The organism is Dongia sp. (assembly GCF_041905885.1).
GTDB lineage: Bacteria > Pseudomonadota > Alphaproteobacteria > Dongiales > Dongiaceae > Dongia.
Map to the genome: position 1 here is coordinate 109,718 of NZ_JAYRKD010000004.1, position 22,076 is coordinate 131,793.

19 protein-coding genes are annotated in these 22,076 nt (G+C 66.2%); 8 read left to right on the top strand and 11 right to left on the bottom strand.

All coding sequences use genetic code 11. The features are described from left to right. Positions 1-55: 55 nt before the first annotated feature. Both ACH2CY_RS05440 and ACH2CY_RS05445 read right to left on the bottom strand, forming a co-directional pair. Entirely contained in the window at positions 56-511 is a 456-nt protein-coding gene (locus ACH2CY_RS05440; RefSeq protein WP_395016829.1) for a hypothetical protein, read from the bottom strand. A 22-nt stretch (positions 512-533) separates the two neighbouring features. Then, the gene (locus tag ACH2CY_RS05445; RefSeq protein WP_395016830.1) at positions 534-2,042 is read right to left on the bottom strand and encodes a PLP-dependent aminotransferase family protein; all 1,509 of its coding nucleotides are present in this window, start codon (positions 2,040-2,042) and stop codon (positions 534-536) included. A 294-nt stretch (positions 2,043-2,336) separates the two neighbouring features. On the opposite strand from ACH2CY_RS05445, the gene ACH2CY_RS05450 reads away from it, so the two are divergent. The 7 genes from ACH2CY_RS05450 (at position 2,337) to ACH2CY_RS05480 (ending at position 11,503) form a co-directional block, all read left to right on the top strand. Then, a complete protein-coding gene (locus ACH2CY_RS05450; protein ID WP_395016832.1) occupies positions 2,337-3,512 on the top strand; it encodes an extracellular solute-binding protein in 1,176 nt (391 codons plus the stop codon). Positions 3,513-3,706: 194 nt separating this feature from the next. After that, entirely contained in the window at positions 3,707-4,792 is a 1,086-nt protein-coding gene (locus ACH2CY_RS05455; RefSeq protein WP_395016833.1) for an ABC transporter ATP-binding protein, read from the top strand. Then, positions 4,785-5,786, top strand: a complete 1,002-nt coding sequence (locus ACH2CY_RS05460; protein WP_395016836.1) for an ABC transporter permease — start codon at positions 4,785-4,787, stop codon at positions 5,784-5,786. Before ACH2CY_RS05455 ends, ACH2CY_RS05460 begins: the two co-directional genes overlap by 8 nt. After that, positions 5,783-6,685 carry an ABC transporter permease gene (locus ACH2CY_RS05465; protein WP_395016838.1) on the top strand — a complete coding sequence of 301 codons (903 nt, stop codon included), beginning with the start codon at positions 5,783-5,785 and terminating at the stop codon, positions 6,683-6,685. Before ACH2CY_RS05460 ends, ACH2CY_RS05465 begins: the two co-directional genes overlap by 4 nt. A gap of 209 nt (positions 6,686-6,894) precedes the next feature. Further along, positions 6,895-9,807 carry a molybdopterin oxidoreductase family protein gene (locus tag ACH2CY_RS05470; RefSeq protein WP_395016840.1) on the top strand — a complete coding sequence of 971 codons (2,913 nt, stop codon included), beginning with the start codon at positions 6,895-6,897 and terminating at the stop codon, positions 9,805-9,807. Further along, complete coding sequence (locus tag ACH2CY_RS05475) at positions 9,804-10,544, top strand: 4Fe-4S dicluster domain-containing protein (protein ID WP_395016842.1); 741 nt, start codon at positions 9,804-9,806, stop codon at positions 10,542-10,544. Before ACH2CY_RS05470 ends, ACH2CY_RS05475 begins: the two co-directional genes overlap by 4 nt. Before the next feature lie 11 nt (positions 10,545-10,555). Further along, positions 10,556-11,503, top strand: coding sequence for a dimethyl sulfoxide reductase anchor subunit family protein (locus tag ACH2CY_RS05480; RefSeq protein WP_395016843.1), 948 nt, complete (start codon positions 10,556-10,558; stop codon positions 11,501-11,503). Here the strand turns inward: ACH2CY_RS05480 and ACH2CY_RS05485 are convergent. From ACH2CY_RS05485 to deoA, 3 genes are read right to left on the bottom strand one after another with little or no spacing between them, the layout of a single operon-like run. Next, positions 11,489-12,370, bottom strand: a complete 882-nt coding sequence (locus ACH2CY_RS05485) for a phytanoyl-CoA dioxygenase family protein (protein ID WP_395016846.1) — start codon at positions 12,368-12,370, stop codon at positions 11,489-11,491. The genes ACH2CY_RS05480 and ACH2CY_RS05485 overlap by 15 nt on opposite strands. Beyond that, positions 12,367-13,566 carry a phosphopentomutase gene (locus ACH2CY_RS05490; protein WP_395016847.1) on the bottom strand — a complete coding sequence of 400 codons (1,200 nt, stop codon included), beginning with the start codon at positions 13,564-13,566 and terminating at the stop codon, positions 12,367-12,369. The genes ACH2CY_RS05485 and ACH2CY_RS05490 overlap by 4 nt, the downstream gene beginning before the upstream one ends. 19 nt (positions 13,567-13,585) lie before the next feature. Further along, positions 13,586-14,902, bottom strand: coding sequence for a thymidine phosphorylase (deoA, locus tag ACH2CY_RS05495; protein WP_395016849.1), 1,317 nt, complete (start codon positions 14,900-14,902; stop codon positions 13,586-13,588). 37 nt (positions 14,903-14,939) lie between these two features. Between deoA and ACH2CY_RS05500 the strand changes: the two genes are divergently transcribed. After that, on the top strand, positions 14,940-15,476 hold the full coding sequence (locus tag ACH2CY_RS05500; protein WP_395016851.1) for a hypothetical protein: 537 nt from the start codon (positions 14,940-14,942) through the stop codon (positions 15,474-15,476). On the opposite strand, the gene ACH2CY_RS05505 is transcribed toward ACH2CY_RS05500, so the two are convergent. From ACH2CY_RS05505 to ACH2CY_RS05530, 6 genes are all read right to left on the bottom strand, one after another. After that, a complete protein-coding gene (locus tag ACH2CY_RS05505; RefSeq protein ID WP_395016853.1) occupies positions 15,473-16,276 on the bottom strand; it encodes a purine-nucleoside phosphorylase in 804 nt (267 codons plus the stop codon). The two genes, ACH2CY_RS05500 and ACH2CY_RS05505, sit on opposite strands and share 4 nt — an antisense overlap. Continuing rightward, complete coding sequence (locus ACH2CY_RS05510; protein ID WP_395016854.1) at positions 16,273-16,716, bottom strand: cytidine deaminase; 444 nt, start codon at positions 16,714-16,716, stop codon at positions 16,273-16,275. Before ACH2CY_RS05510 ends, ACH2CY_RS05505 begins: the two co-directional genes overlap by 4 nt. Then, on the bottom strand, positions 16,717-17,688 hold the full coding sequence (locus ACH2CY_RS05515; protein ID WP_395016856.1) for an ABC transporter permease: 972 nt from the start codon (positions 17,686-17,688) through the stop codon (positions 16,717-16,719). Between the two features lie 3 nt (positions 17,689-17,691). Continuing rightward, positions 17,692-19,188, bottom strand: a complete 1,497-nt coding sequence (locus tag ACH2CY_RS05520) for an ABC transporter permease (protein WP_395016857.1) — start codon at positions 19,186-19,188, stop codon at positions 17,692-17,694. A 29-nt stretch (positions 19,189-19,217) separates the two neighbouring features. Continuing rightward, the gene (locus tag ACH2CY_RS05525; protein WP_395016858.1) at positions 19,218-20,900 is read right to left on the bottom strand and encodes an ABC transporter ATP-binding protein; all 1,683 of its coding nucleotides are present in this window, start codon (positions 20,898-20,900) and stop codon (positions 19,218-19,220) included. 62 nt (positions 20,901-20,962) lie between these two features. After that, positions 20,963-21,943, bottom strand: a complete 981-nt coding sequence (locus ACH2CY_RS05530; RefSeq protein WP_395016859.1) for a BMP family protein — start codon at positions 21,941-21,943, stop codon at positions 20,963-20,965. Positions 21,944-22,076 lie beyond the last annotated feature (133 nt).

The following is a 22,076-nucleotide window of genomic DNA, read 5'->3' on the forward strand; positions in this document are numbered from 1 at the left end:
GTCAGCAGGCGCCACGCCGGATAGAACCAATACGCGCGGCGGAACGGGGCCAGCGCTATAGAGTAGCTGGTCCCTTGGGACAGTCGCTGTCCCCGAGAGCTTCGTCGATGCTGATCTCACTCTTAGCGTAGCGCATCAGTCGCTCCCGACGTTCGAGATAGCTCGGCATTTCGCGGTATTCCTTGCATGACTTAGGGCCGCCATGCGGGTTAATTTTCTCTTCTTCAATTGCAGGCGGGCCTTTGAGCTGGTCGAGCCGTCCTTCGGCGCGCGCTTGCAGTAGTGCAGTAGCGAAGCCTTCCGCCGTTTTGAAAATGTGTGCCTGGAACCTCTCTCTGGCGGCATTCGAGTAGGAGCAAGCGTTGATCTTTGCCATGACGAGCTGGCGGAACACTCTACCGGCTTCGGCGTCGCCACAAACATCAAAATCGAAGAAGCTCATGTCGTAGGCGATCTCGGCGCCGACCGGTTCGTCGGGAACCTCCTGTGCGCGCGCGGCGATGGGTAACAAGAGCGCGAGCGCAAATGCTAAGCTAGCGCAGCTGCTCCTTGACCGCTTCCGCCAGCCGCATAATGCCGGGCTCGATGCGTTCGGTCGGGATCGAGGAGACGCCGAGGCGGCAGAAGTTCCGCGGCCCCGGCTGGTTGAGGAAATGCACTGCACCGGATTCAATCACCACCCCCTTGGCCAAGGCGGCCTTCTCGACCGCACTCATGTCGATCTGGGCCGGGCCGCTGATCCAGAGCGCGGTCCCGCCGGCCGTGAGGTTCACCGAGAATTCCGGCAAATGTTTGACCATCGCCGTCACCGCGGCGGCGAGGCGCTCGCGGTAGACGTTGCACAGGCGCCGCAGCAGCGCATCGTGATGCCCGTCGGCGAGGAAGAGCGCGATGGTGCGCTGGTTGTTGGTGGCGGGATGCCGGATCATCAGCCGGCGCAAGGCGCGCGCCTCGGCGATCAGCTCCTTCGGGCCCACCATGTAGCCGAGGCGAAGTCCGGGGGCGAGAGTCTTGGAGAGCGAGGAGATGAAGACCACGCGGCCGCTGCGGTCCATCGACTTCAAGGCGGGTTGGGGACTGCCCTGGTGCGAGAGCTCGCTTTCGTAATCGTCCTCGATCATCACGAAGTCGTCGGCCTGCGCGCGCTCGAGCAAGGTGTGGCGGCGCTCCAGCGACATCGTGACCGTGGTCGGGAACTGGTGGCTCGGCGTCACGTAGACATAGTCGCATTCGGCGAGTTCGGGACCGGGGATCAGGCCCTGCTCATCGACCTGCAGCGGGAGGCGCTTGCCGGCGAACAGGCCGGCGATGTTGCGCGCGTCGGTGTAGCCCGGGTCCTCGATGCCGAAGGTGGTCTTCTGATCGAACAGCAGGCTGGCCAGGAGATAGAGCGCGTGCTGCGCGCCGACCGTGACCAGGATCTCGTCCGGCGCCACGCGCACGCCGCGGCGCGGCAGCAGTCTCGTGCGGATCTGCTCGATGAGCAGCGGGTCATCGTCGGTGAAGCGGTCCTTGGACCAGTCCTTGACCGCGTTGACGGAGAGCGCCTGCCGCGAGCATTCGCGCCAGGCGGCCAAGGGGAACAGGCTCTGGTCGACCTGGCCATAGATGAAGGGATAGGGGTAGTCCTGCCAGTCGGCGGGCTTCACGATGTTCCGCTGCGCGGCCGGCCGCGACTTGAAGCGCGCGGCCCAGTCCGGCGCCTGGTCCGGCGCAGGCTCGTAGCGCTTGGTTTCCGCCGCCGCACCGCCACGCTCCTGTCCCGGGGCGCGGCCGGTCAGGATCTCCGGATTGACGAAGAAGCCCGAGCGCTCGCGGGCGATCAGGAAGCCTTCCTCGACCAGGTCCTGGTAAGCGAGGACGACGGTATTTCTTGCCACCTTCAGCGATTGGGCCAGGGAGCGGCAGGAGGGCAGGGGTGCGCCGGGCAGGATCTGGCCGTCGAGGATGGCCGAGACCAGCATGCGGCGCAGCTGGGCCTGCAAGGTGACCGACTTGTCAGGCTCCAGGCGGAACAGGAAGGCGCGGCTGGCGTGGACCAATGAATACCCCTCGCTGGCCCCATCAATAAAACTTAAGGACCCGTCCGATTGCTGCCCGGATATATAGCAGTTTCGTGAAACTGCGGTGAAGCTCGTTGCAAGTCCCCCCAGACCGGTTATGCTGGTCTGCAACAAAAAGAGTTCGGGAGTGCCAGCGCTGGGAACCTGCCCGCCATCCTTCACAGGATGGGCGGCCGAATGTTCATAACAGCCCGGTTACACCCAGACCGTCAAAAGCAGCCGCTCGGGAAAAATGCGGCTGACTGACGCCGAGAAACCTCAGGAGGGTGACGTATGACCAAGCTTACTCCAGATCAAAAGACGACGCGGGATACGCTGCTCGCGGCGCGCGCCTTCAACCGGCGAACCATGCTGAAGACCTCGGTCCTGGCGGGCGCCGCGGCCGTTTCGGCGCCGTGGATCGTCAAGGACGCCTTCTCGTCCTCGGGCGAGCTCAATCTGCTGATGTGGTCGGATGAATATCCGGATCCGGTCATTCCCGATTTCGAGAAGAAAACCGGCATCAAGGTCAACCAGACCCCGTTCTCGCAGAACGAAGAGCAGATCAACAAGCTGCAGGCGACCGGCGGCGAAGGTTTCGACATCGTCTCGCCGACCGCCAACCGGGCGCCGCAGTACAAGGAGCTCCAGGTGCTGGCGCCGTTCGACACCAACAAGCTGACCCAGCTCGACAAGCTGCTGCCGTCGATGCTCGGCCAGGCCAAGAGCCTCTGGACCTGGGATGACGGCCTCTACTACCTGCCGCATTGCTGGGGCTCGGAAGCGCTCTCGTTCCGCACCGACCTCTACAAGGGCGACCTCGCGAAGCTCAGCTACGGCTCGCTCTGGCAGGATGACGTGAAGGGCCACACCCAGGGCCGCGGCCATTCCTTCCTGCTCGGCATCGGCCTGTGGATGGACCACAGCGGCCAGATGCCGTCCAACCGCATGCTCGACGGCTACAAGGACGAAGCCTCGTTCAAGAAGCTCTGGGACCCGATCCTGAAGTTCGCGATCGAGCACAAGTCCTGGGTGAAGCAGTTCTGGGATTCGGCCGACAACACCAAGTCCGGCCTGATGGAGAACGACGTCTGGCTCGGCCAGACCTGGGATGGCCCGCCGCTGACCTTGAAGAAGGAAGGCAAGCCGGTCAGCTACCAGGCTCCGGTCGAAGGCGCCATCGTCTGGCTCGACGGTGCTTCGCTGACCAAGGCGGCGAAGAACCTCGATCAGGTCTACGAGTTCCTGAACTACCTGCAGACGCCGGAAGTCTCCGCCAAGATCTCGGACGGGTCCAACTACAACCCGGTCGTGATCGGTGCCGACGCGCTGACCTCGGAAGCCTTCAAGAAGAACTTCCAGGAAGCCTATCCTGGCGATGCGCTGAAGAACGTCTGGCCCTGGCCGGCCGAGCCCGGCTGGTACGCGGAAATCCGCAGCCAGTACGTCGAGCAGTTCACGGCGGCCTGAACCGTTTCGCTCTGAGAAACATCAGCCCCGGCCTTGCGCCGGGGCTGATTCTTTTTTGGACCTTGATCGGGCACCCCCGTGACAGGTCCAGTGACTGGCCCCTGCGATCACCCTTGATCTGCCGGGACCTTACGTGGAAACTCGGTTCAAACCTTAAGAAACGGCAGGACGGGGCTTTGGCAGAGAGCAGGCAGATGAGTGCCGGCGTCGAACTCGATCACGTGACGGTCCGCTTCGGCGACTTCACCGCGGTCAAGGACGCGACACTCGACATCAAGGGCGGCGAGTTCTTTTCCTTCCTGGGGCCCTCGGGCTGCGGCAAGACCACGATCTTGCGCGCCATTTCCGGCTTCCTCGAGCCGAGCGAAGGCAAGATCCGGATCGGCGGCCAGGACATGTCCGGCTTCGGGCCGAACCAGCGGCCGACCGCCCTCATCTTCCAGAACCTGGCGCTGTTCCCGCTGATGTCGGTGGCGGAGAACATCACCTACGGCCTGCGCGTGCGCGGCGTCTCCAAGGCCGAGCGCCGCAAGAAGGCGGACGAGCTGCTGCAGCTGATCGCCTTGCCGGGCCAGGGCGACAAGCTGGTCAGCGAGCTCTCCGGCGGCCAGAAGCAGCGCGTGGCGATCGCCCGCGCGCTCTGCGTCCAGCCCAAGGTGCTGCTGCTCGACGAGCCGCTCTCGGCGCTCGACCTGAAGCTGCGCCAGCACATGCGCGCCGAGCTGCGGTCGATCCAGCAGCTGGTCGGCATCACCTTCATCTACATCACCCACGACCAGGGCGAAGCGCTGACCATGTCGGACCGCATCGCGGTCATGAGCGACGGCGTGATCCAGCAGATCGCCGACGGCCGTGCGGTCTACGACGAGCCCTCGACCGCCTTCGTCGCCTCCTTCGTCGGCGAGAACAACGCCTTTGCCGGCAGTGTCGCCAAGGCCGACGCATCCTTCGCGGTGGTCGAGACGCCGTTCGGGCAATTGCGCGGCCGCAACCCGAAGGGCCTGAAGGCCGGCGATCGCGCGATCCTGTTCGTGCGCCCGGAATCGGCCAGCCTGGTCACCGGCGGCGCCGACACCACCTTGTCCTCGAAGGTCAAGAACGTCGCCTTCGAAGGCAACATGACCCATGTCTTCCTCGAAGGCGCGGGCAAGAAGGACATCACCGTGACCGTTGGCCGGCAGAACGGCCTGGCGATCCCGGAGCAGGGCGCCGCCGCCGCGGTCTCCTACGATCCCAGCCTCGGCCTGGTCCTGCCCGACGGGAAGCTCGCGCGTGAGTAGCCGCGCCTTCGTCTTCATCGTCCCGATCGTCGTCATCGCCGTCTTCTGGCTGATGGCGCGCTGGGAATCGCGGGTTCACAAGGACGCCTCGCGCAAGGGCTATTTCGAGCGCAACGGCAAGACGCTGGGCATCGCCTTCATCCTGCTGGTCGCCTTCTGGATGCTGTTCCTGGTGGTCCTGCCCTACCTCTACATGGTGGTGGAGAGCTTCCACCCGCGGCTGCCGCCGACCGAGCGCGGCGGTCCCAACGACGTGCTGACCTTGGCGCAGTACGAAAGCTTCATCGTGCTGCCGACCGGCGGCACCAACTGGACCCACATCAATGCCTTCATCTTCTCGATCATCGCCTCGATGGCGGTGACGGCATTGAACTTCGCGATCTGCTATCCGCTCGCCTATTACATGGCGCAGGCCGGGACCCCGCAGAAGGTGCGGCTGATCCTCCTGGGCCTGATCGTGCCTTATTGGGTGAACGAGATCCTGCGCGCCTTCTCGCTGCGCCTGCTGCTGGCGTCCAAGGGCCTGATCAACAACATCCTGGTCGGCATCGGCATCCTCGACACGCCGATCGATTTCCTCGGCAACAATGTCGGTCTCTATGTCGGCCTTTCCTACGCCTACCTGCTGGTGATGATCTTTCCGCTCTACAACGCGATCGAGAGCCTGGACAAGAACCAGATCGAGGCGGCCCGCGATCTCGGCGCTCCCTGGTGGCGGATCCACAAGGACATCGTGATTCCCTATGCCAAGCCCGGCATCGCGTCGGGCTGCACCATGGTCTTCATGTTCTCGGCGGGCGCGCTGGCAGCGCCGCTCTTCCTCGGCGGCCCGCGCACGCTCTGGTTCACCTCGGTGATCTACAATTTCTTCTTCCAGGCCTTCAACTGGGCGCGCGGCTCGGCTTATGCCTTCATCCTGCTGTTCGCCTGTATCGCGCTGGTCATGCTGATGCTCCGGCTCTTCAAGGTCTCGCTCGGGGAGACCATAAAATGAAGTCGAAGCACATCATGAAGGCGATGCTGGGATTCTACATCCTGCTGTTCTTCGCCTATCTGTTCGGGCCGATCATCGTGATGTCGATCACCGCCTTCAACACGCCGGCCTATCCGCAGGCCTATCCGTTCGAGAGCTTCACCACCGACTGGTTCGTGAAGCTCTGGAACGACCGGGCGATGATGGACGGCCTCACCAACTCGATCATCATCGGCATCGCCGTGGTGGCGATCTCGGTGCCGGTCGGCCTCGCCGCCGCGATCATCATGAGCCAGATCTATTACCGCGCCCGCAGCCTCTATTACCTGGTGACGATCTCGCCGCTCTTGACCCCCGGGGTCATCATCGGCATCTCGACCGTGATCTTCTGGAAGGACGTGCTGGGCTTGACCGAAGTCACCAAGGCCGTCTTCTACAAGGGCATGGTGCTGGCGACGCTCGGCCAGGCCAGCTTCATCTCGGCCTATGTGCTGCTGATCTTCATGGCGCGGCTGACCCGCTTCGACCGCGCCCAGGAAGAGGCGGCGCTCGACCTCGGCGCCACCCATCCGCAGGTCTTCTGGCACATCCTGATCCCGTTCCTGAAGCCCGCGATCGTCTCCGCTGTGGTGATCGCCTTTCTCTCCTCCTTCGAGAACTACAACACCACCACCTTCGCGATCCTCGCCGACCGCACCCTGGTGACGGTGCTGGCCGGCCAGGTGCGCCAGGGCACCACGCCGGCCTTGTCGGCGCTGGCGGTGGTCATCATCGGCATCTCGCTGATCGGCGCGATCTCCTACGAGTTGCTGAAGCGCCGCGAGCAGGCCCGCGCCGAAGCCGCCCAGCTCAAGGCCAAGCTGGCCGAGCAGGCGGAAGAATCCGGCGACGCACCGGGACTGGCGCCGCAGTCGGCTTGACGATTTCGCATCGAGGTCGTGCAGGCGTCGCGCGCCGGTGTGAATCCGGGACTGGCCCCTGGAAATCGACTCGGCTGACCCCTGCCAGCCGGCGCCTGCATTCCTTAAACTCCTGGAATACCGTGTGATTTCGCGTCCCTCGACTCCGGGTCCTGGGCTAGATTGATCCGGACAGGGGCCGCCGAAACCAGCATGAATCTGCTTCCACCATGACCACGCGCCGCATCGTCACCGAGTTGCACCAGGCACCGGCGCAGGTTCCGGGCGAGCCCGTCATCGACACCTCGCCGCAGACCGGCGACAGCGTGAAGACCACCACCTGCTACATGTGCGCCTGCCGCTGCGGCATCAAAGTGCATATGAAGGATGGCCGCGTCCGCTACATCGAGGGCAACCGCGACCATCCGGTGAACAAGGGCGTGCTCTGCGCCAAGGGCAGCGCCGGCATCATGACCCAGTATTCGCCGGCGCGGCTGCAGAAGCCGCTGATGCGCGTCGGCGAGCGCGGCAAGGGCGAGTTCCGCGAGATCGAATGGGAAGAGGCGCTCCGCACCGCCACGATGTGGCTCAGCGAGGTCCGCGCCACCGATCCCCGCAAGCTCGCCTTCTTCACCGGCCGCGACCAGAGCCAGGCGCTGACCGGCTGGTGGGCGGCGCAGTTCGGGACACCCAATTACGCGGCGCATGGCGGCTTCTGCTCGGTCAACATGGCGGCGGCCGGGCTCTACACCATCGGCGGCTCGTTCTGGGAGTTCGGCGAGCCCGATTGGGCGCGCACACGCTACCTGATGATGTTCGGCGTCGCCGAGGACCACGACAGCAATCCGATCAAGCTGGGCTTGGGCCAGCTCAAAGGCCGGCCCGCCGACAACCGCGCAAAATTCGTCTCGATCAACCCGGTCCGCACCGGCTATTCCGCCATCGCCGATGAATGGATCGGCTTGCGGCCCGGCACCGACGGCCTCTTCGTGCTGTCGCTGATCCACGAGTTGCTGAAGGCCGACAAGATCGATCTCGATTTCCTGGTGCGCTACACCAACGCACCCTGGCTGGTCATCGACGCGCCGGGCACAGCAGACAATGGCCTGTTCGCCCGCGACGAAGCCGGCGAACCCTTGTGCTTCGGCACCATCCGCAATGCCTGCGTCTCGGCGCTGAAGCCCGACGTGGCGCCGCAGCTGATCGGCGAAGTCACCTTGCCCGACGGCCGCAAGGCGCGCAGCGTGTTCGAGCTGATGGTCAAGCGCTACCTCGATCCCAAGTATGCGCCCGAAGCCGTGGCACCCGAGATCGGCATCGAAGCCGAGACCATCAAGCGCATCGCCGCCGAGCTGGCCCATGCCGCCTTCGAGCAGACCATCGAGATCATGGCCGACTGGACCGACTGGGCCGGCCGGAAGCACGATCGCTTCATCGGCCGTCCGGTCTCGATGCACGCGATGCGCGGCATCTCGGCCCATTCCAACGGCTTCGACACCTGCCGCGCGATCCACGTCCTGCAGATGCTGCTGGGCTCGATCGATTGCCCGGGCGGCTTCCGCTACAAGCCGCCCTTCCCGCGCCTCATTCCGATGCCGCAGCTCCCGACCGATGCGACCGGCCCGCTGCAGCCCCTGAAAGGCCCGCCGCTCGGCTTCCCCTTGGGACCCGAACACCTGCTGGTCGATGACGCCGGCAAGCCGAAGCGGATCGACAAGGCCTTCTCCTGGGATGCGCCGCTCTCGGCCCATGGTCTGATGCATATGGTGATCCACAACGCCTGGGCGCAGGATCCCTATCCGATCGACACGCTGTTCATGTACATGGCGAACATGGCCTGGAACTCGACGATGAACACGTCGGGCACCATGCAGAAGCTCGCCGACAAGGACCCCGCGACCGGCGAATACAAGATCCCGCACATCATCTACGCCGATGCCTATTACTCGGAGATGGTGGCCTATGCGGACCTGATCTTCCCGGACACCACTTATCTGGAGCGCTGGGACTGCATCTCGCTGCTGGATCGCCCGATCTGCGATGCCGATGGTGCCGCCGACGCGATCCGCCAGCCGGTGATCCAACCCGACCGCGACGTGCGCGCCTTCCAGGACGTGCTGCTCGATCTCGGTGCGCGCCTCGGCCTGACCGCGCTCTGCAAGGAAGACGGCACGCCGAAATTCCCCGGCGGCCTCAAGGACTACCTGGTCAACCACCAGCGCCGGCCGGGCGTCGGGATGCTCGCGGGCTTTCGCGGCAACGGTGACCAGTCCGGCAAGGGCGATCCCAACCCCGATCAGCTCCAACGCTATATCGAGAACGGCTGCCATTGGCGCACCGAGATCCCGGACAACGCCAAGTTCTTCCGCCATGCCAATGCCGACTATTTCGACTGGGCGATCGCGCTCGGCCTCAAGGATCTCCGCGACCAGATCGTGCTGCAGATCTATTCCGAGCCGCTGCAGAAGTTCCGCCTGGCCGGCGAAGGCTTCGGCGCGAAGCCGGCGCCGGAAGCCGTGCGCGGGCGGTTGAAGGAGCGCTTCGACCCGCTGCCGGACTGGCACCCGCCCTTCGGCGAGGAGGTCGACCAGACGCAATACCCGATCCACGCCATCACCCAGCGGCCGATGCACATGTATCACTCCTGGGGCTCGCAGAATGCCTGGCTCCGCCAGATCCAATCGCGCAACGCGCTGTTCATCAATCGCGAAACGGGCGCGAGACTCGGCTTGAGCGACGGCGACTGGGTCTGGATCGAATCCCCGCACGGCCGGGTGAAGGCGCCGGTGCAGCTGATGGAAGGCGTCAACAAGGACACGGTCTGGACCTGGAACGCGATCGGCAAGCGCAAGGGCGCCTGGAATCTCGCCGACGATGCGCCGGAGTCGAAACAGGGCTTCCTGCTCAACCACGTGATCTCCGAGCTGCTGCCGCCGCGCGAGGACGGCTATCGCTACGCCAATGCCGATCCGGTGACGGGGCAGGCGGCCTGGTATGACCTTCGTGTGCGCCTGGTGAAATGCGCGGCGGAGGAATGCGGCGAGACCGCGCCGAGCTTCCCGGCGCTGAAGCCGCCGCTGAAGCGGCCGCTCGACCTCCTGCAATATGGCCGCAAGTTCCGCCGCGATCGAAGACGCTCATGACCTCGCTTCCTGCCACATCGCAAAAGAAGCTCGGCCTGGTCATCGACCTCGATGTCTGCGTCGGCTGCCATGCCTGCGCCGTCAACTGCAAGGAATGGAACAGCGGCGGCCATGCCGCACCGCTCTCCGATTTCGACGCCTATGGCGCCAAGCCGGACGGCGTCTGGTTCAACCGCATCCACACCTTCGAGGCGGGCGAGGGCAGTGCCGGCCGCACCGTGCATTTCCCCAAATCCTGCATGCATTGCGAGACGCCGGCCTGCGTCACCGTCTGCCCGACCGGCGCCTCGTTCAAGCGCGCCGCGGACGGCATCGTGCTGGTCGATGAAGACAAGTGCATCGGCTGCAAGCTCTGCTCCTGGGCCTGCCCCTATGGCGCGCGGGAATTCGACCAGGCCGAAGGCGTGATGAAGAAATGCACGCTCTGCATCGACCGCATCTACAACGAGACCCTGGACGAGCGCGACCGCGTCCCGGCCTGCGTCGCCTCCTGCCCGGTGGGCGCGCGGCATTTCGGCGATCTCGGGGACGAAGAGTCGCCGGTCTCCCAGCTGGTGGCGGAGCGCGGCGGCTACGGGCTGATGCCGGAGCTCGGCTACGCGCCGGTCAACCAATACCTGCCGCCGCGCCCCTCCCAGGCCCGCGCCGGCTGCACCGGCGCCAAGGCGCTGCCGGACGAAGATGCCGCGCCGGCCGGAGGATTCCTGCGCTGGGTCGACCGGCTGCTGTCGCGCTAGACTGATCCAGCATGCATCCAGCCTATTCCGTCATCTTCTTCACCAGCGCGTCCGGCGCCGGCTATGCGCTGCTGGCCTTGCTCGGCCTCGCCGGCGCGCTCGGCATCCTGCCGGCCGACCCGGTGCTGGGCGTGGTCGGCTTCGGCCTCGGCTTCGGGATGACCGCCGCCGGTCTTATCTCCTCGACCTTCCATCTCGGCCATCCCGAGCGCGCCTGGCGCGCCTTCAGCCAATGGCGCAGCTCCTGGCTCTCGCGCGAGGGCGTGCTGGCCGTCGCCACCTTCGTGCCGAGCGGATTGCTGGCAATCCTCTGGGTGTTCTTCGGCGAGGCGCCGCTCTGGCTCTCACTCCTCACCCTCGTCCTCGCGCTCGCGACCGTCTCGGCGACGGCGATGATCTACGCGAGCCTCAAGCCGGTGCAGCGCTGGGCCAATGGCTATGTGCTGCCGAACTACCTGCTGCTGGGCTTCGCCAGCGGCGCGCTCTGGCTGGCGCTGATCGCCGTGCTCCTCTACCCGGCCTTCTACGCCACGATCATGCTCGACTGGGCGGCGATCATCGGGCTCGCCCTCGCTGCGCTGGGCAAGGCCGCCTACTGGCGCTTCATCGACCGCAGCCGCAGCGTCGCGACGCCGGAAAGCGCTACCGGCCTCGGCGGCATCGGCAAGGTGCGGATGTTCGCCGCACCCCACACGGAAGAGAATTATCTCCTGAAGGAGATGGGCTACAAGGTCGCGCGCAAGCATGCGCTGAAACTGCGGCTGATCGCGCTCGGCCTCGGCTTCACCGCGCCGGCGCTGCTGGTGTTTCTCGCGACCTTCGTCACCGGCTGGCCGGCGGTGTTCCTGCTGGCGCTGGCTACCATCGGCAACGCGGTCGGCACCCTGACCGAGCGCTGGCTGTTCTTCGCCGAGGCGCGGCACACGGTGACGCTCTACTACGGATCAGAAACCGCGTAGCGGCAGGTCGGCGGCGCGCTGCAACCAATTCTCGGCACCATAGGACGCCGCGCCGTCGATCACATGCAAGGTATAGGCATGGCGCGAGCGGTCGCTACGGTTGGGCCCGCTCCAATGCGGCAGCAAGCCATGCAGCACCACCAGCGAGCCCTTCTTGGCATTGAGCGCGACCTTCGGCCCGGTCGGGTAGGGCGAAGCATCCAGCACCTCGGTCACCAGGCTGCCGTTCTTGCGCAGGAAGCGGCTCCGCAACGGGCCCTTGTGTCCGCCGCGGATCGCCATCATGCCGCCGTTGTCGACATTGGCGTCTTCCAGCGCGAACCAGAAGCCGATCACGCTCAGCGGCGCGGTCGTGAGGAAGGTGGAATCCTGGTGCCAGCTGACCTCGCCGCCGATCCGCGGCTGCTTGAAGATGAACATCGACTGCAGCAGCAGCGGGTCGCGAAACAGCCCCTTGGCCAGTGCCGAAAGATGCGGATGCCGTGAGAAGGCGCTGAACACCGGATCGAGGTCATGCATGGCATGGCCGATCTTGTTGATCGAGAGCGCCTTCGGCTGCTTGAGCCTGCCCGCCGCGTCGAAGGCCTCTTCCTCGAAGAAGAAGCGGATCTTGTCGCCGGATTCCTGGAAATAGGCATCGCGGGCGTGGCTCGCGGATGTCGTCGAGAAGACCGTCGCATGGGCTTCGGCGTCGAAATCCTCGACCAGTTGTTTCGCGCGCGCCTGCAGATCGTCGCAGAGCGCCGGCGGCATGAAGTCCTCGACCAGCAGATAGCCATCCTCGGCGAAGGCCTGCGCCATCGCCGGTGTCAGGCCGGCATCGCTGCGCTGGAAGCGCCGGGGCTCCTCGGGAAGGATCGCGTTCATAATTCGCAGGCAACCCCATGTTTCAGGGCGCCGAGGCCGAGATGGCCGGCGATGGTCTGGCCCATATCGGCGAAGCTGCCGCGGATGCCGACCGAATGCGGCTTCAGCCCGGGGCCGAAGAAGATCACCGGCACATGCTCGCGCGTATGGTCGGTGCCCTTGAAGGTCGGGTCGCAGCCATGGTCGGCGGTGATCAGCACCAGGTCGCCGGGCCGCAGCTCGGCCTCCAGCTCGGGCAGGCGCCGGTCGAACTCCTCCAGCGCCGCGGCATAGCCTTCGACATTGCGGCGATGGCCGTGCAGGGTGTCGAAATCGACGAAGTTCGCGAAGATGATCGAGCGATCGCCCGCTTCCTGCATCGCCTCCAGCGTGCGGTCGAACAGGCCCATATTGTTCTCGGCCTTCAAGGCCTTCGGGACGCTGCGCCCGGCGAAGATGTCGGAAATCTTGCCGATACCGATCACGTTGCCGCCGCTCTCGATCGTACGGTCGAGCAAAGTCTCCTCCGGCGGCGGCGTGGTGAGGTCGCGGCGGTGTGACGTGCGCTGGAAGCCGCCCGGCTTCTCGCCGATGAAGGGCCGTGCGATGACCCGGGCGATCTGCAGCGGCTCGGTGAGGCGCTTGGCGATGGCGCAGATTTCGTAGAGCCGCTCCAGCCCGAAATGCGTCTCATGCGCCGCGATCTGGAACACCGAATCCGCCGAGGTGTAGCAGATCGGCTTGCCGGTGCGGATATGCGCCTCGCCCAGCCGATCGATGATCTCGGTGCCCGAGGCATGGCAATCGCCGAGGATGCCGGGAAGCTTTGCCTCGGCGATGAAGCGGTCAAGGAAATCGCGCGGAAAGCAGGGCGTCTTCTCCTCGAAATAGCCCCAGTCGAAGGCGACCGGACAACCGGCCATCTCCCAATGCCCACTCGGCGTGTCCTTGCCGCGCGAGACCTCGCGTGCGGCGCCATAGATGCCGGTGATCGCGTCGGTCGCGATGCCGGGCAGCACGCGGCCATGCACCAGATGCGCGGCGAGCCCGAGCCCCAATCGCGCCAGGTTCGGCACCTGCAGCGGCTTGCCCTGGCCGGCCCGGCGCTCGGCGATATGGCCAAGCGTATCGGCGCCTTCGTCACCGAAACGCACCGCATCCGGCGTGGCGCCCAGGCCGAAGGAATCCATCACGAGAATGATCGCGCGCTTGCTCATGAGGTCGAGTTTAGAGGGTTCAGCGCAAGGTTTCCACGACCACCGGCCCTGCTTCCGCCGGGCCGGCGCCGAGGGTAAAGGCCGCGCGCAGCTCCGCCATGGCGGCATCCGCGGCGCCGTCGCTGGCGGCATGTACCAAGGCCAGCGGCCGGTCCGGCCCCACGGCTTCGCCGATCCCCAGCACTGCGGAAAAGCCGACGCGGTGATCGATCTTGTCCTCGGCCCGGCGCCGCCCGCCGCCCAGCGAGACGACCGCGACGCCGATGGCGCGGGCGTCGATCTTGGCGATCGTGCCGCTGCCGGTCGCGAAACAGGGTTTCACGACGGGTGCGGCTTTGAGATAGGTGGCGGGGTGATCCATCAGGTCGCGCGGGCCGCCGAGTGCGGCCACCATGCGGGCGAAGATCTCCGCCGGCTCGCCGTTGCCGAGCGCCTTCTCGGCTTTGGCGCGGCCCGCCTCGGCCGTGACCGAGAGTCCGGCGAGCGCCAGCAGCTCGCCGGCCAGCGCGATGGTCGCCGCATGCAGGCGCGGCTCGCGCGACTTGCCGGTGAGGTAGTCGATCGATTCCACGACCTCGAGCGCGTTGCCGACATTGCGGCCGAGCGCCTGGTTCATGTCGGTGATGAGCGCCGACGTCTTCAGCCCGGCGCCGTTGGCGACATCGACGATGCTGCGGGCGAGCGCGCGCGAATCCTCCAGCTTGGCCATGAAGGCGCCGCTGCCGGTCTTCACGTCCATGACCAGCGCATCCAATCCGGCGGCGAGCTTCTTCGACAGGATCGAGGCGGTGATCAGGCCGATCGACTCCACCGTCGCGGTCACGTCGCGGATCGCATAGAGCCGGCGATCGGCGGGCGCGAGATCGTCGGTCTGGCCGATCACCGCGCAGCCGACGTCCTTCACCACCTTGCGGAAGGTCGCGAGATCGGGCTGGCTCCGGTAGCCCGGAATGGAATCAAGCTTGTCGAGGGTACCGCCGGTATGGCCGAGGCCGCGCCCGGAGATCATCGGGTTGAAGCCGCCGCAGGCCGCGAGGATCGGGGCCAGCATCAGCGAGATCTTGTCGCCGATCCCGCCGGTCGAATGCTTGTCGATCACCGGGCCGGGCAGATCGAGCCCCTTCCAGTCCAGCACGGTGCCGGAATTGCGCATCGCCACGGTGAGCGCGACCCGCTCCGGCATTTCCAGGCCGCGAAAGAACACCGCCATGGCAAAAGCCGCAACCTGGCCTTCGGAGACGCTGCCCTTCGTCAGCCCGTCGATCATGAACCCGATCTCGGCCTCGCTGAGCGTGCCGCCGTCGCGCTTCTTGCGGATGATTTCCTGGGGGAGCATGGATTAGACCTAGAGGCTTCGGCGGTGGAGGTCAATCATGGCCCACGACCTGGTGATCGGTGGAAGCGGCATGTTGTCGGGGCTGGTGGAGGCGCTGGCCCGGGACGGTCGCCAGGTCACCGTGGTCGCACGTGGCCAGGAGCGGCTGCAGCGGCTGGCGGCGCGCCACCCCAATATTCATCCGCTGGTGCTCGATTACTATGACGACGCCGTCTTTGCGGCAGGTTTGGCGGCGGCGGCCGAGCAGCGCGGGCCGTTCAACCGCTGCATCTCCTGGATGCACGACGACAGCAAGGAACGCGCCGTTCGCATTGCACGCCAGGCGCGCGACGTCTATTGCGAGGTGCTGGGCAGCGCTTCAGCCGACCCCGCGAAGCCGGAGCGGCTGGCGGAATGGCAGGCGCTGATTGCACCGGCGAAGCTCCGCCTCGCCGTGCTCGGCTTCATGATCGAGGATGGGCTTTCGCGCTGGCTGACTGATGCGGAGATCAGCGCTGGTGTCGGGCGCGCGCTTGTGAGCGAAGATGCGGTGACAATCGTAGGAACCGTGACGCCCTGGTCGGCCCGCCCCTAGCCGGCGTGTTCCGCTATATACGCCTGCAGCAGGTCGAACAGCTTGTCGGCGGCGGCGCGCGCCTGGACCATGGTGTGCTCGTGGCTCAGCTTCTCGCTGCTCAAGCCCGCACCCATGTTGGTGATGATCGAGAAGCCGGCGACCTTGAGGCCGCAATAGCGGGCCAGGATCACGTCCGGCACGGTCGACATGCCGGCGATGTCGGCGCCGAGCACCTTGGCGGCGCGCACTTCGGCCGGGGTTTCGAATTGCGGGCCGCTGAACCAGCAATAAACGCCTTGCTTCAAATCGAGGCCGATGCGGCGCGCGACCGCGGCGAACTCGGTCCGCATCGCCGGGTCATAGGCATCGACCATGTCGATGAAGCGCTTGCTGCCGGTTTCGTTGAACAGCGGCGATACCTGGGTCAGGCTGATATGGTCGGTGATCATCGCGACCGAGCCGGCGGGAATATCCGCATTGAGGCTGCCGCCGGCATTGGTGACGATGACCGAGTGGCAGCCCAAGGCCGCGAGGGTCTCGATCGGCGCCTTCATGGCGGAAGGGTTGCCGTGCTCGTAGTAATGCGCCCGGCCCTGCAGGCAGGCGACCGGCGTCGCGCCGATCCAGCCGAGGATCAGGCGTCCCGCATGTCCCACCACGCCGCTGCGCGGAAAGCCCGGCAGGTCGGAATAGGAGACCACCATCGAGCGGTCGATCATCTCGGCGAACGGGCCGACGCCGGAGCCGAGGATGAGTCCGATCTTGGCGCGAAAGCCGCGCGCCTGTTTCGGAATGCCTGCGAGGAGCTGTTCGATCATCGCGCTGTTCTGGACCGGGCACGCTTCGGGTTCAAGCCCGCTTTCTTGGCCTTGAGGTTCCGCTTGCCGAAGCTTGCCGGGAGCAGCTCGGCGATGGTGAAGGTGGTCTTCAGCCCCTCGGGGCCGCAGATATGAACCGGCGTCTCCGGATCGGCAAACTCGGCGATCCGCTGGCGGCAGCCGCCGCAGGGGGTCACCAGCTTCGGGCCGCCGGCGACCACGGCGATGGCGCGGATCTTCCGGGCGCCGCCCAGCACCATGGCGGAGATCGCCGAGGTTTCGGCGCAGACGCCGTTGGGGTAGGCGGCGTTCTCGACATTGCCGCCGGAATAGATCTTGCCGTCATCGGCCAGGATCGCGGCGCCGACCTGGAATTTGGAATAGGGCGCATAGGCGCGGCCATGGGCGTGCTTCGCCGCGGTGAGGAGTTTCTTCTCCAATCAACGCTCCTTGACGTAGGGCCGGCCGATCGCCTTGGGCGGGATCGCCTTGCCGATGAAGCCGGCCAGCAGGATCACCGTCAGCGCATAGGGCAATGCCTGGATCAACTGCACCGGAAGCTCGGTGTTCCCGTAGATCTTCACCCCCTGCAGCAGCGGCGCGCCCGCATCGAGGAAGCCGAACAGCAGACAGGCGTAGAGGGCCGGGAGCGGCTTCCATTTGCCGAAGATCATCGCGGCCAGCGCGATATAGCCGCGGCCCGCGGTCATCTCGCGCTGGAAGAAGGCGTTCTGCGAGATCGCGAGATAGGCGCCGGCGAAGCCGCAGAGGATGCCGCCGAGCAGCACGGCGCGGTAGCGCAGGAAATCCACCGAGATGCCGGCGGTGTCGACCACGGCCGGATTCTCGCCGACCGCGCGCAGTCTCAAGCCGAACCGGCTGCGGTAGAGCAGCCAGGCGACCGCGGGCACCATCAGGAAGGCGATATAGGTGAGGATGCTCTGGCCGCTGATCACCTTCACGTAGAGCGTGCCCAGCAGCGGCATATGCGCGATGTTGTCGGTGCCGGGGAAGGTCAGCGGCATGAAGCGCTGCGCGGCATCGAGTTGGGGCGTTTCGCCGCCGCGCTGGAACCAGGCATTGCCGAGCACCACGGTCAGGCCCGCCGCGATGATGTTGAGCGCGACGCCGGAGACCACCTGGTCGCCGCGATGGGTGATGCAGGCAAAGCCGTGCAGCAGCGACATCAGCGCCCCGACCACGACCGCCGCGGCGAGCCCGTCCCAGGCCGAGCCGGTCAGCGCCGCGACCACGGCGGCGGCGAAGGCGGCGGCCAGCATCTTGCCCTCGAGGCCGATGTCGATCACGCCGGAGCGCTCGGAGATCAGGCCCGCCATGGCGCAGAAGATCAGCGGGGTCGAGACCCGGATGGTGGCGCCGAGGAGATAGGTGACGGTGGTGAACCACTCCATCCGTTAGGCCTCCCCCGGCTTCCGCTTCGACTTTTTCGGGCCGCGCTTCTTCTTCGGCGCGGGGTCGGTGCCCGCCGGCTCGGCAACCGCCGGTGCGGCGGCTTCCCCGGCGGACGCGGCATCCGCCGGCGCACGCTCGGACCGCTGCAGCCAGGGCAACTTGTCGGGCGCTTTCGCCGGCCCGGTATCCGGTCCCATGGTGACGATCTCGGCCTCGACGACTTCCAGCGGCTCCGCAGCCGGAGCGGGAGTCGAAACCGGTGCCGGTGCTGGTGCCGGCTGCGGCTTCGGAAGCGCCGCCGGCACTTCCGGCGCGGGCAAGGCAGCCTTGGTCACGGTCTCCTGCGCCAGGACCACCGGCGCATCCGGGGCCGCTGCCGGCGAGACCGGTGCCACCACGGGCGTCGGTCTCGACTGGCGTCGCGATTGATAGAGCCGCCAGGCCCGCTCCAGCAGCGGCCGGTTCACATAGGCGAGCGCGCCGGAGAACAGGATCACCAGACCCTGCATCACCACGATCATGTCGCGGGTGATGGTCGGGATTTCGAAGGCGACTTCGGAGCCGCCCTGGAACAAAGCGCCGAACAGCAGGCTCGCCAGGATGATGCCGACCGGATGGTTGCGGCCCATCAGCGCGACCGCGATGCCGGTGAAGCCGGCGCCGGCGACGAAGTCGAGCACCAGCTGGCGGTGGTTGCCGAGGATCTCGTTGAAGCCGACGCAACCGGCCAGCGCGCCGGAGATCAGCATCGCCTCGATGGTGACGCGGTTCGGGCTGATGCCGGCATATTGCGCGGCCTTGGGCGAGAGACCCGCGGTCCGGAGCTCGTAGCCGCCGCGGCTGCGCCAGAGATAGACCCAGACCAGGCCGCAGCAGATCAGGGCCCAGAGGAAGGCGAGGTTGAGCGGCGTGGTCGGCATCTCGATGCCGATCCGCCCGATGAGCTCATGCACATAGGGCACGCCGGCGCTGGCGTCGAAGTCGCGGCTCACCACTTCCATGCTGCCGGGGATCCGGAACACGTTCACCAGCAGATAGACCATCAAGGCCGCGGCCAGGAAGTTGAACATGATGGTGGTGATGACGATGTGGCTGCCGCGCTTGGCCTGAAGATAGGCGGGCACGAAGGCCCAGCCGGCGCCGAACAAGGCCGAGGCGGCGATGCCGAGCGCGATCATCGGCCACATGGTGAGCGAATGGTCGAAGGCCAGGGCGACCAGCCCGGCGCCGAGCCCGCCGATATAGGCCTGGCCCTCGCCGCCGATGTTGAACAGGCCGGCGTGGAAGGCGATGGCAACGGCGAGGCCGGTGAAGATGAAGTTGGTGGCGTAATAGAGCGTGTAGCCGATGCCGTAGAGATCGCCGAACGCGCCGACGCCCATGGCACGGATCGCGGCGAACGGGTTGGCGCCGATCGCCAGCACGATCAGCCCGGAGACGATCAGCGCCAGCAGCAGGTTGATGACCGGCAGGCCGAACAGATCGAGCCAGCGCGGCATGGGCGCCGGGGCACCCTGAGGGGTTGCGCTCATTTCCGCGGCCTGATCTTCATGCCGGGCGGCAGGTTTCCGCGTCCCGTCATCTCGGGCGGCAGCAGCGGCGGCAGCCCGGGCGCCGGCGCCGCCGGCGCATCGCCATGCGCATTCGCCATCCAGAGGCCGAGCTGGCGTTCGTCGGTGCGGTCGCCGATGGTCTCGCCGACGATCTTGCCCTGGAACATGACGATGATGCGGTCGGCCAGCGCCAGGATCTCGTCCAGCTCCACCGAGACCAGCAGCACGGCGGTGCCTTCGTCGCGCATGGCGATGATCTGCCGGTGGATGAACTCGATCGCGCCGATATCGACGCCGCGGGTCGGCTGCCCGACCAGCAGCACCTTCGGCATCCGCGCCATCTCGCGCGCCAGGATCAGCTTCTGCTGGTTGCCGCCGGAGAATTTCGACGAGCCGAGCTCGGGTTCCGGCGGCCGCACGTCGAATGCTTCCATCATCTTGCCGCAGTCGCGCGCCGCGGCCTTGGTGTTGATGATCGGCCCGAAGCCGTAGGCGCGGTCGCGCTGATAGCCGAGAATCGCGGATTCCCAGGCCGGGAAGCCGGTGACGAGGCCGAGGCGTTGCCGGTCCTCCGGCACATGCGCCACGCCCAGGCGGCGCATCTGCTTGGGCGAGCAGGGCCGGTCCGCGGTCACGTCGCGGCCGAGCACGTGCATGACGCCGCCGGTCGGCCGACGGATGCCGGAGAGGACTTCCAGGAGCTCGCTCTGCCCGTTGCCGGAGACGCCGGCGACGCCGAGGATCTCGCCGGCGCGGATCGAGAAGCTCACGTCGTCGAGCCGCTTCACGCCGAACTCGTCGGTGAGGCTGAGGTGATCGACGCCGAGCACCACCTCGCCGGGCTTGGCGCCGCCGCGGTCCGGCGCGATCCGCACCTTGCGGCCGACCATCAGCACCGCGAGCTCCTCGCGATCGGTCTCGGCGGTCTTGCGCTCGGCGACCACCTGGCCGTGGCGCATCACCGTCACGTTGTCGGTGATCGCCATGATCTCGCGCAGCTTGTGGGTGATCAGGATGACGGTGACGCCGCGCTCCTTCAGGGCTTTCAGGATCTCGAACAGCTGGTCGGTTTCCTGCGGCGTCAGCACGCCGGTCGGTTCGTCCAGGATCAGGATCTCGCACTGCCGGTAGAGGGCCTTGAGGATCTCGACCCGCTGCTGCTCGCCGACCGGGAGATCGCCGACCACCGCATCGGGATCGACCGAGAGGCCGAAATCGCGCTTCAGGCGCTCGATCTCGGCGCGGGCCTTGCGGATGCTGCCCTGGATCAGCATGCCGCTCTCGGCGCCGAGCATCACGTTCTCGATCACGGTGAAGGGATCGACCAGCATGAAATGCTGGTGCACCATGCCGATGCCGGCGGCGATCGCGTCCTTGGAGCTCCGGATCCGCGCCGGCTTGCCGTTGATCTGGATGGCGCCGCGATCGGCCTCGTAGAAGCCGTAGAGGATGCTCATCAGGGTCGACTTGCCGGCGCCGTTCTCGCCGACGATGCCGTGGATCGTGCCCTTGGCGATCTTGAGCGATACGTCGCGGTTGGCATGGACAGCGCCGAAGCGCTTGTCGATGCCGATAAGCTCGACCGCAGGAATCGACGACGCCGGCGCGGGTTCGCGGCCGGCGGCTTCGGGAGAGGCTGAGGTTGCTGTCGCGGTCACGAAGGGGTTCTGAAATGGATCACGGCCCGGAAGGTCATTCCGGGCCGTGAAGCTTTCTCCGCTTACGAGGCCGGGCAGGCGTTGTCGGCCACGTAGTCGTGGACCTTGATCTTGCCCGAGATGATGTCCGCCTTGGCCGCTTCGACCTTGGCCTTCATCTCTTCGGTCACCAGCGGCTTGTTGTTGTCGTCGAGCGCCCAGTTGACGCCCTCTTCCTTCAGGCCGAGCTCGGTGACGCCGCCCTTCCAGCCCACCACCGCGCCGTGCACGGCGACATCCACCCGCTTCATCATCGAGGTCAGCATGGTGCCGGGGTGCAGGTGGTTCTGGTTGGAATCGACGCCGATCGCCAGCTTGCCGCTGTCCTTGGCGGCCTGGTAAACGCCGAGGCTGGTGGCGCCGGCCGCGGCGAACACCACGTCGGCGCCCTGGTCGAACTGCGACTTCGCGAGCTCGCCGCCCTTGGTCGGGTCGTTCCAGGCCGCGCCGGTGGTGCCGGTCATGTTCTGGAACACGGTGGCGTCCTTGTTCTGGTACTTCACGCCCTGCTCGTAGCCGCATTCGAAGCGCCGGATCAGCGGGATGTCCATGCCGCCGACGAAGCCGACCTTGCCGGTCTTCGAGGCCATCGCCGCGGCGATGCCGACCAGGAACGAGCCTTCATGCTCCTTGAACACGATCGATTCCACGTTCGGCAGATCGACCACGGAATCGATGATGACGAAATGCGTCTTGGGGAATTCCTTGGCAACCTTCTCGAGCGCCGTCCCTTGCGCGAAGCCGACGGTCACGATCGGGTCGTTGCCCTTCTGGGCGAAACGGCGGATCGCCTGCTCGCGCTGCGCATCGGTCTGCACTTCGAACTCGGCGTAGCCCTTGCCGCTTTCCTTCTTGAACTGCTCCATGCCGACGTAGGCCAATTCGTTGAAGCCCTTGTCGAACTTGCCGCCGGAATCATAGACCACCGCCGGATCGGCGAGGGCGATACCGGTGGAAAGCGCGAGAACGACCGCCGCACCGGCAGCGCGTGTCATGAACGTCATGGTGGAGCCTCCTTGTTGGCCGGCGCGTTCACGGGTTGGTGGCGCGCCGACTCGTTTCGTTGGCCAAATCTGGCCAGAACCGCGCGCCCGAATCAATCACGTTTTGATTTATTTCAAGCCTTTGGGAGCGATT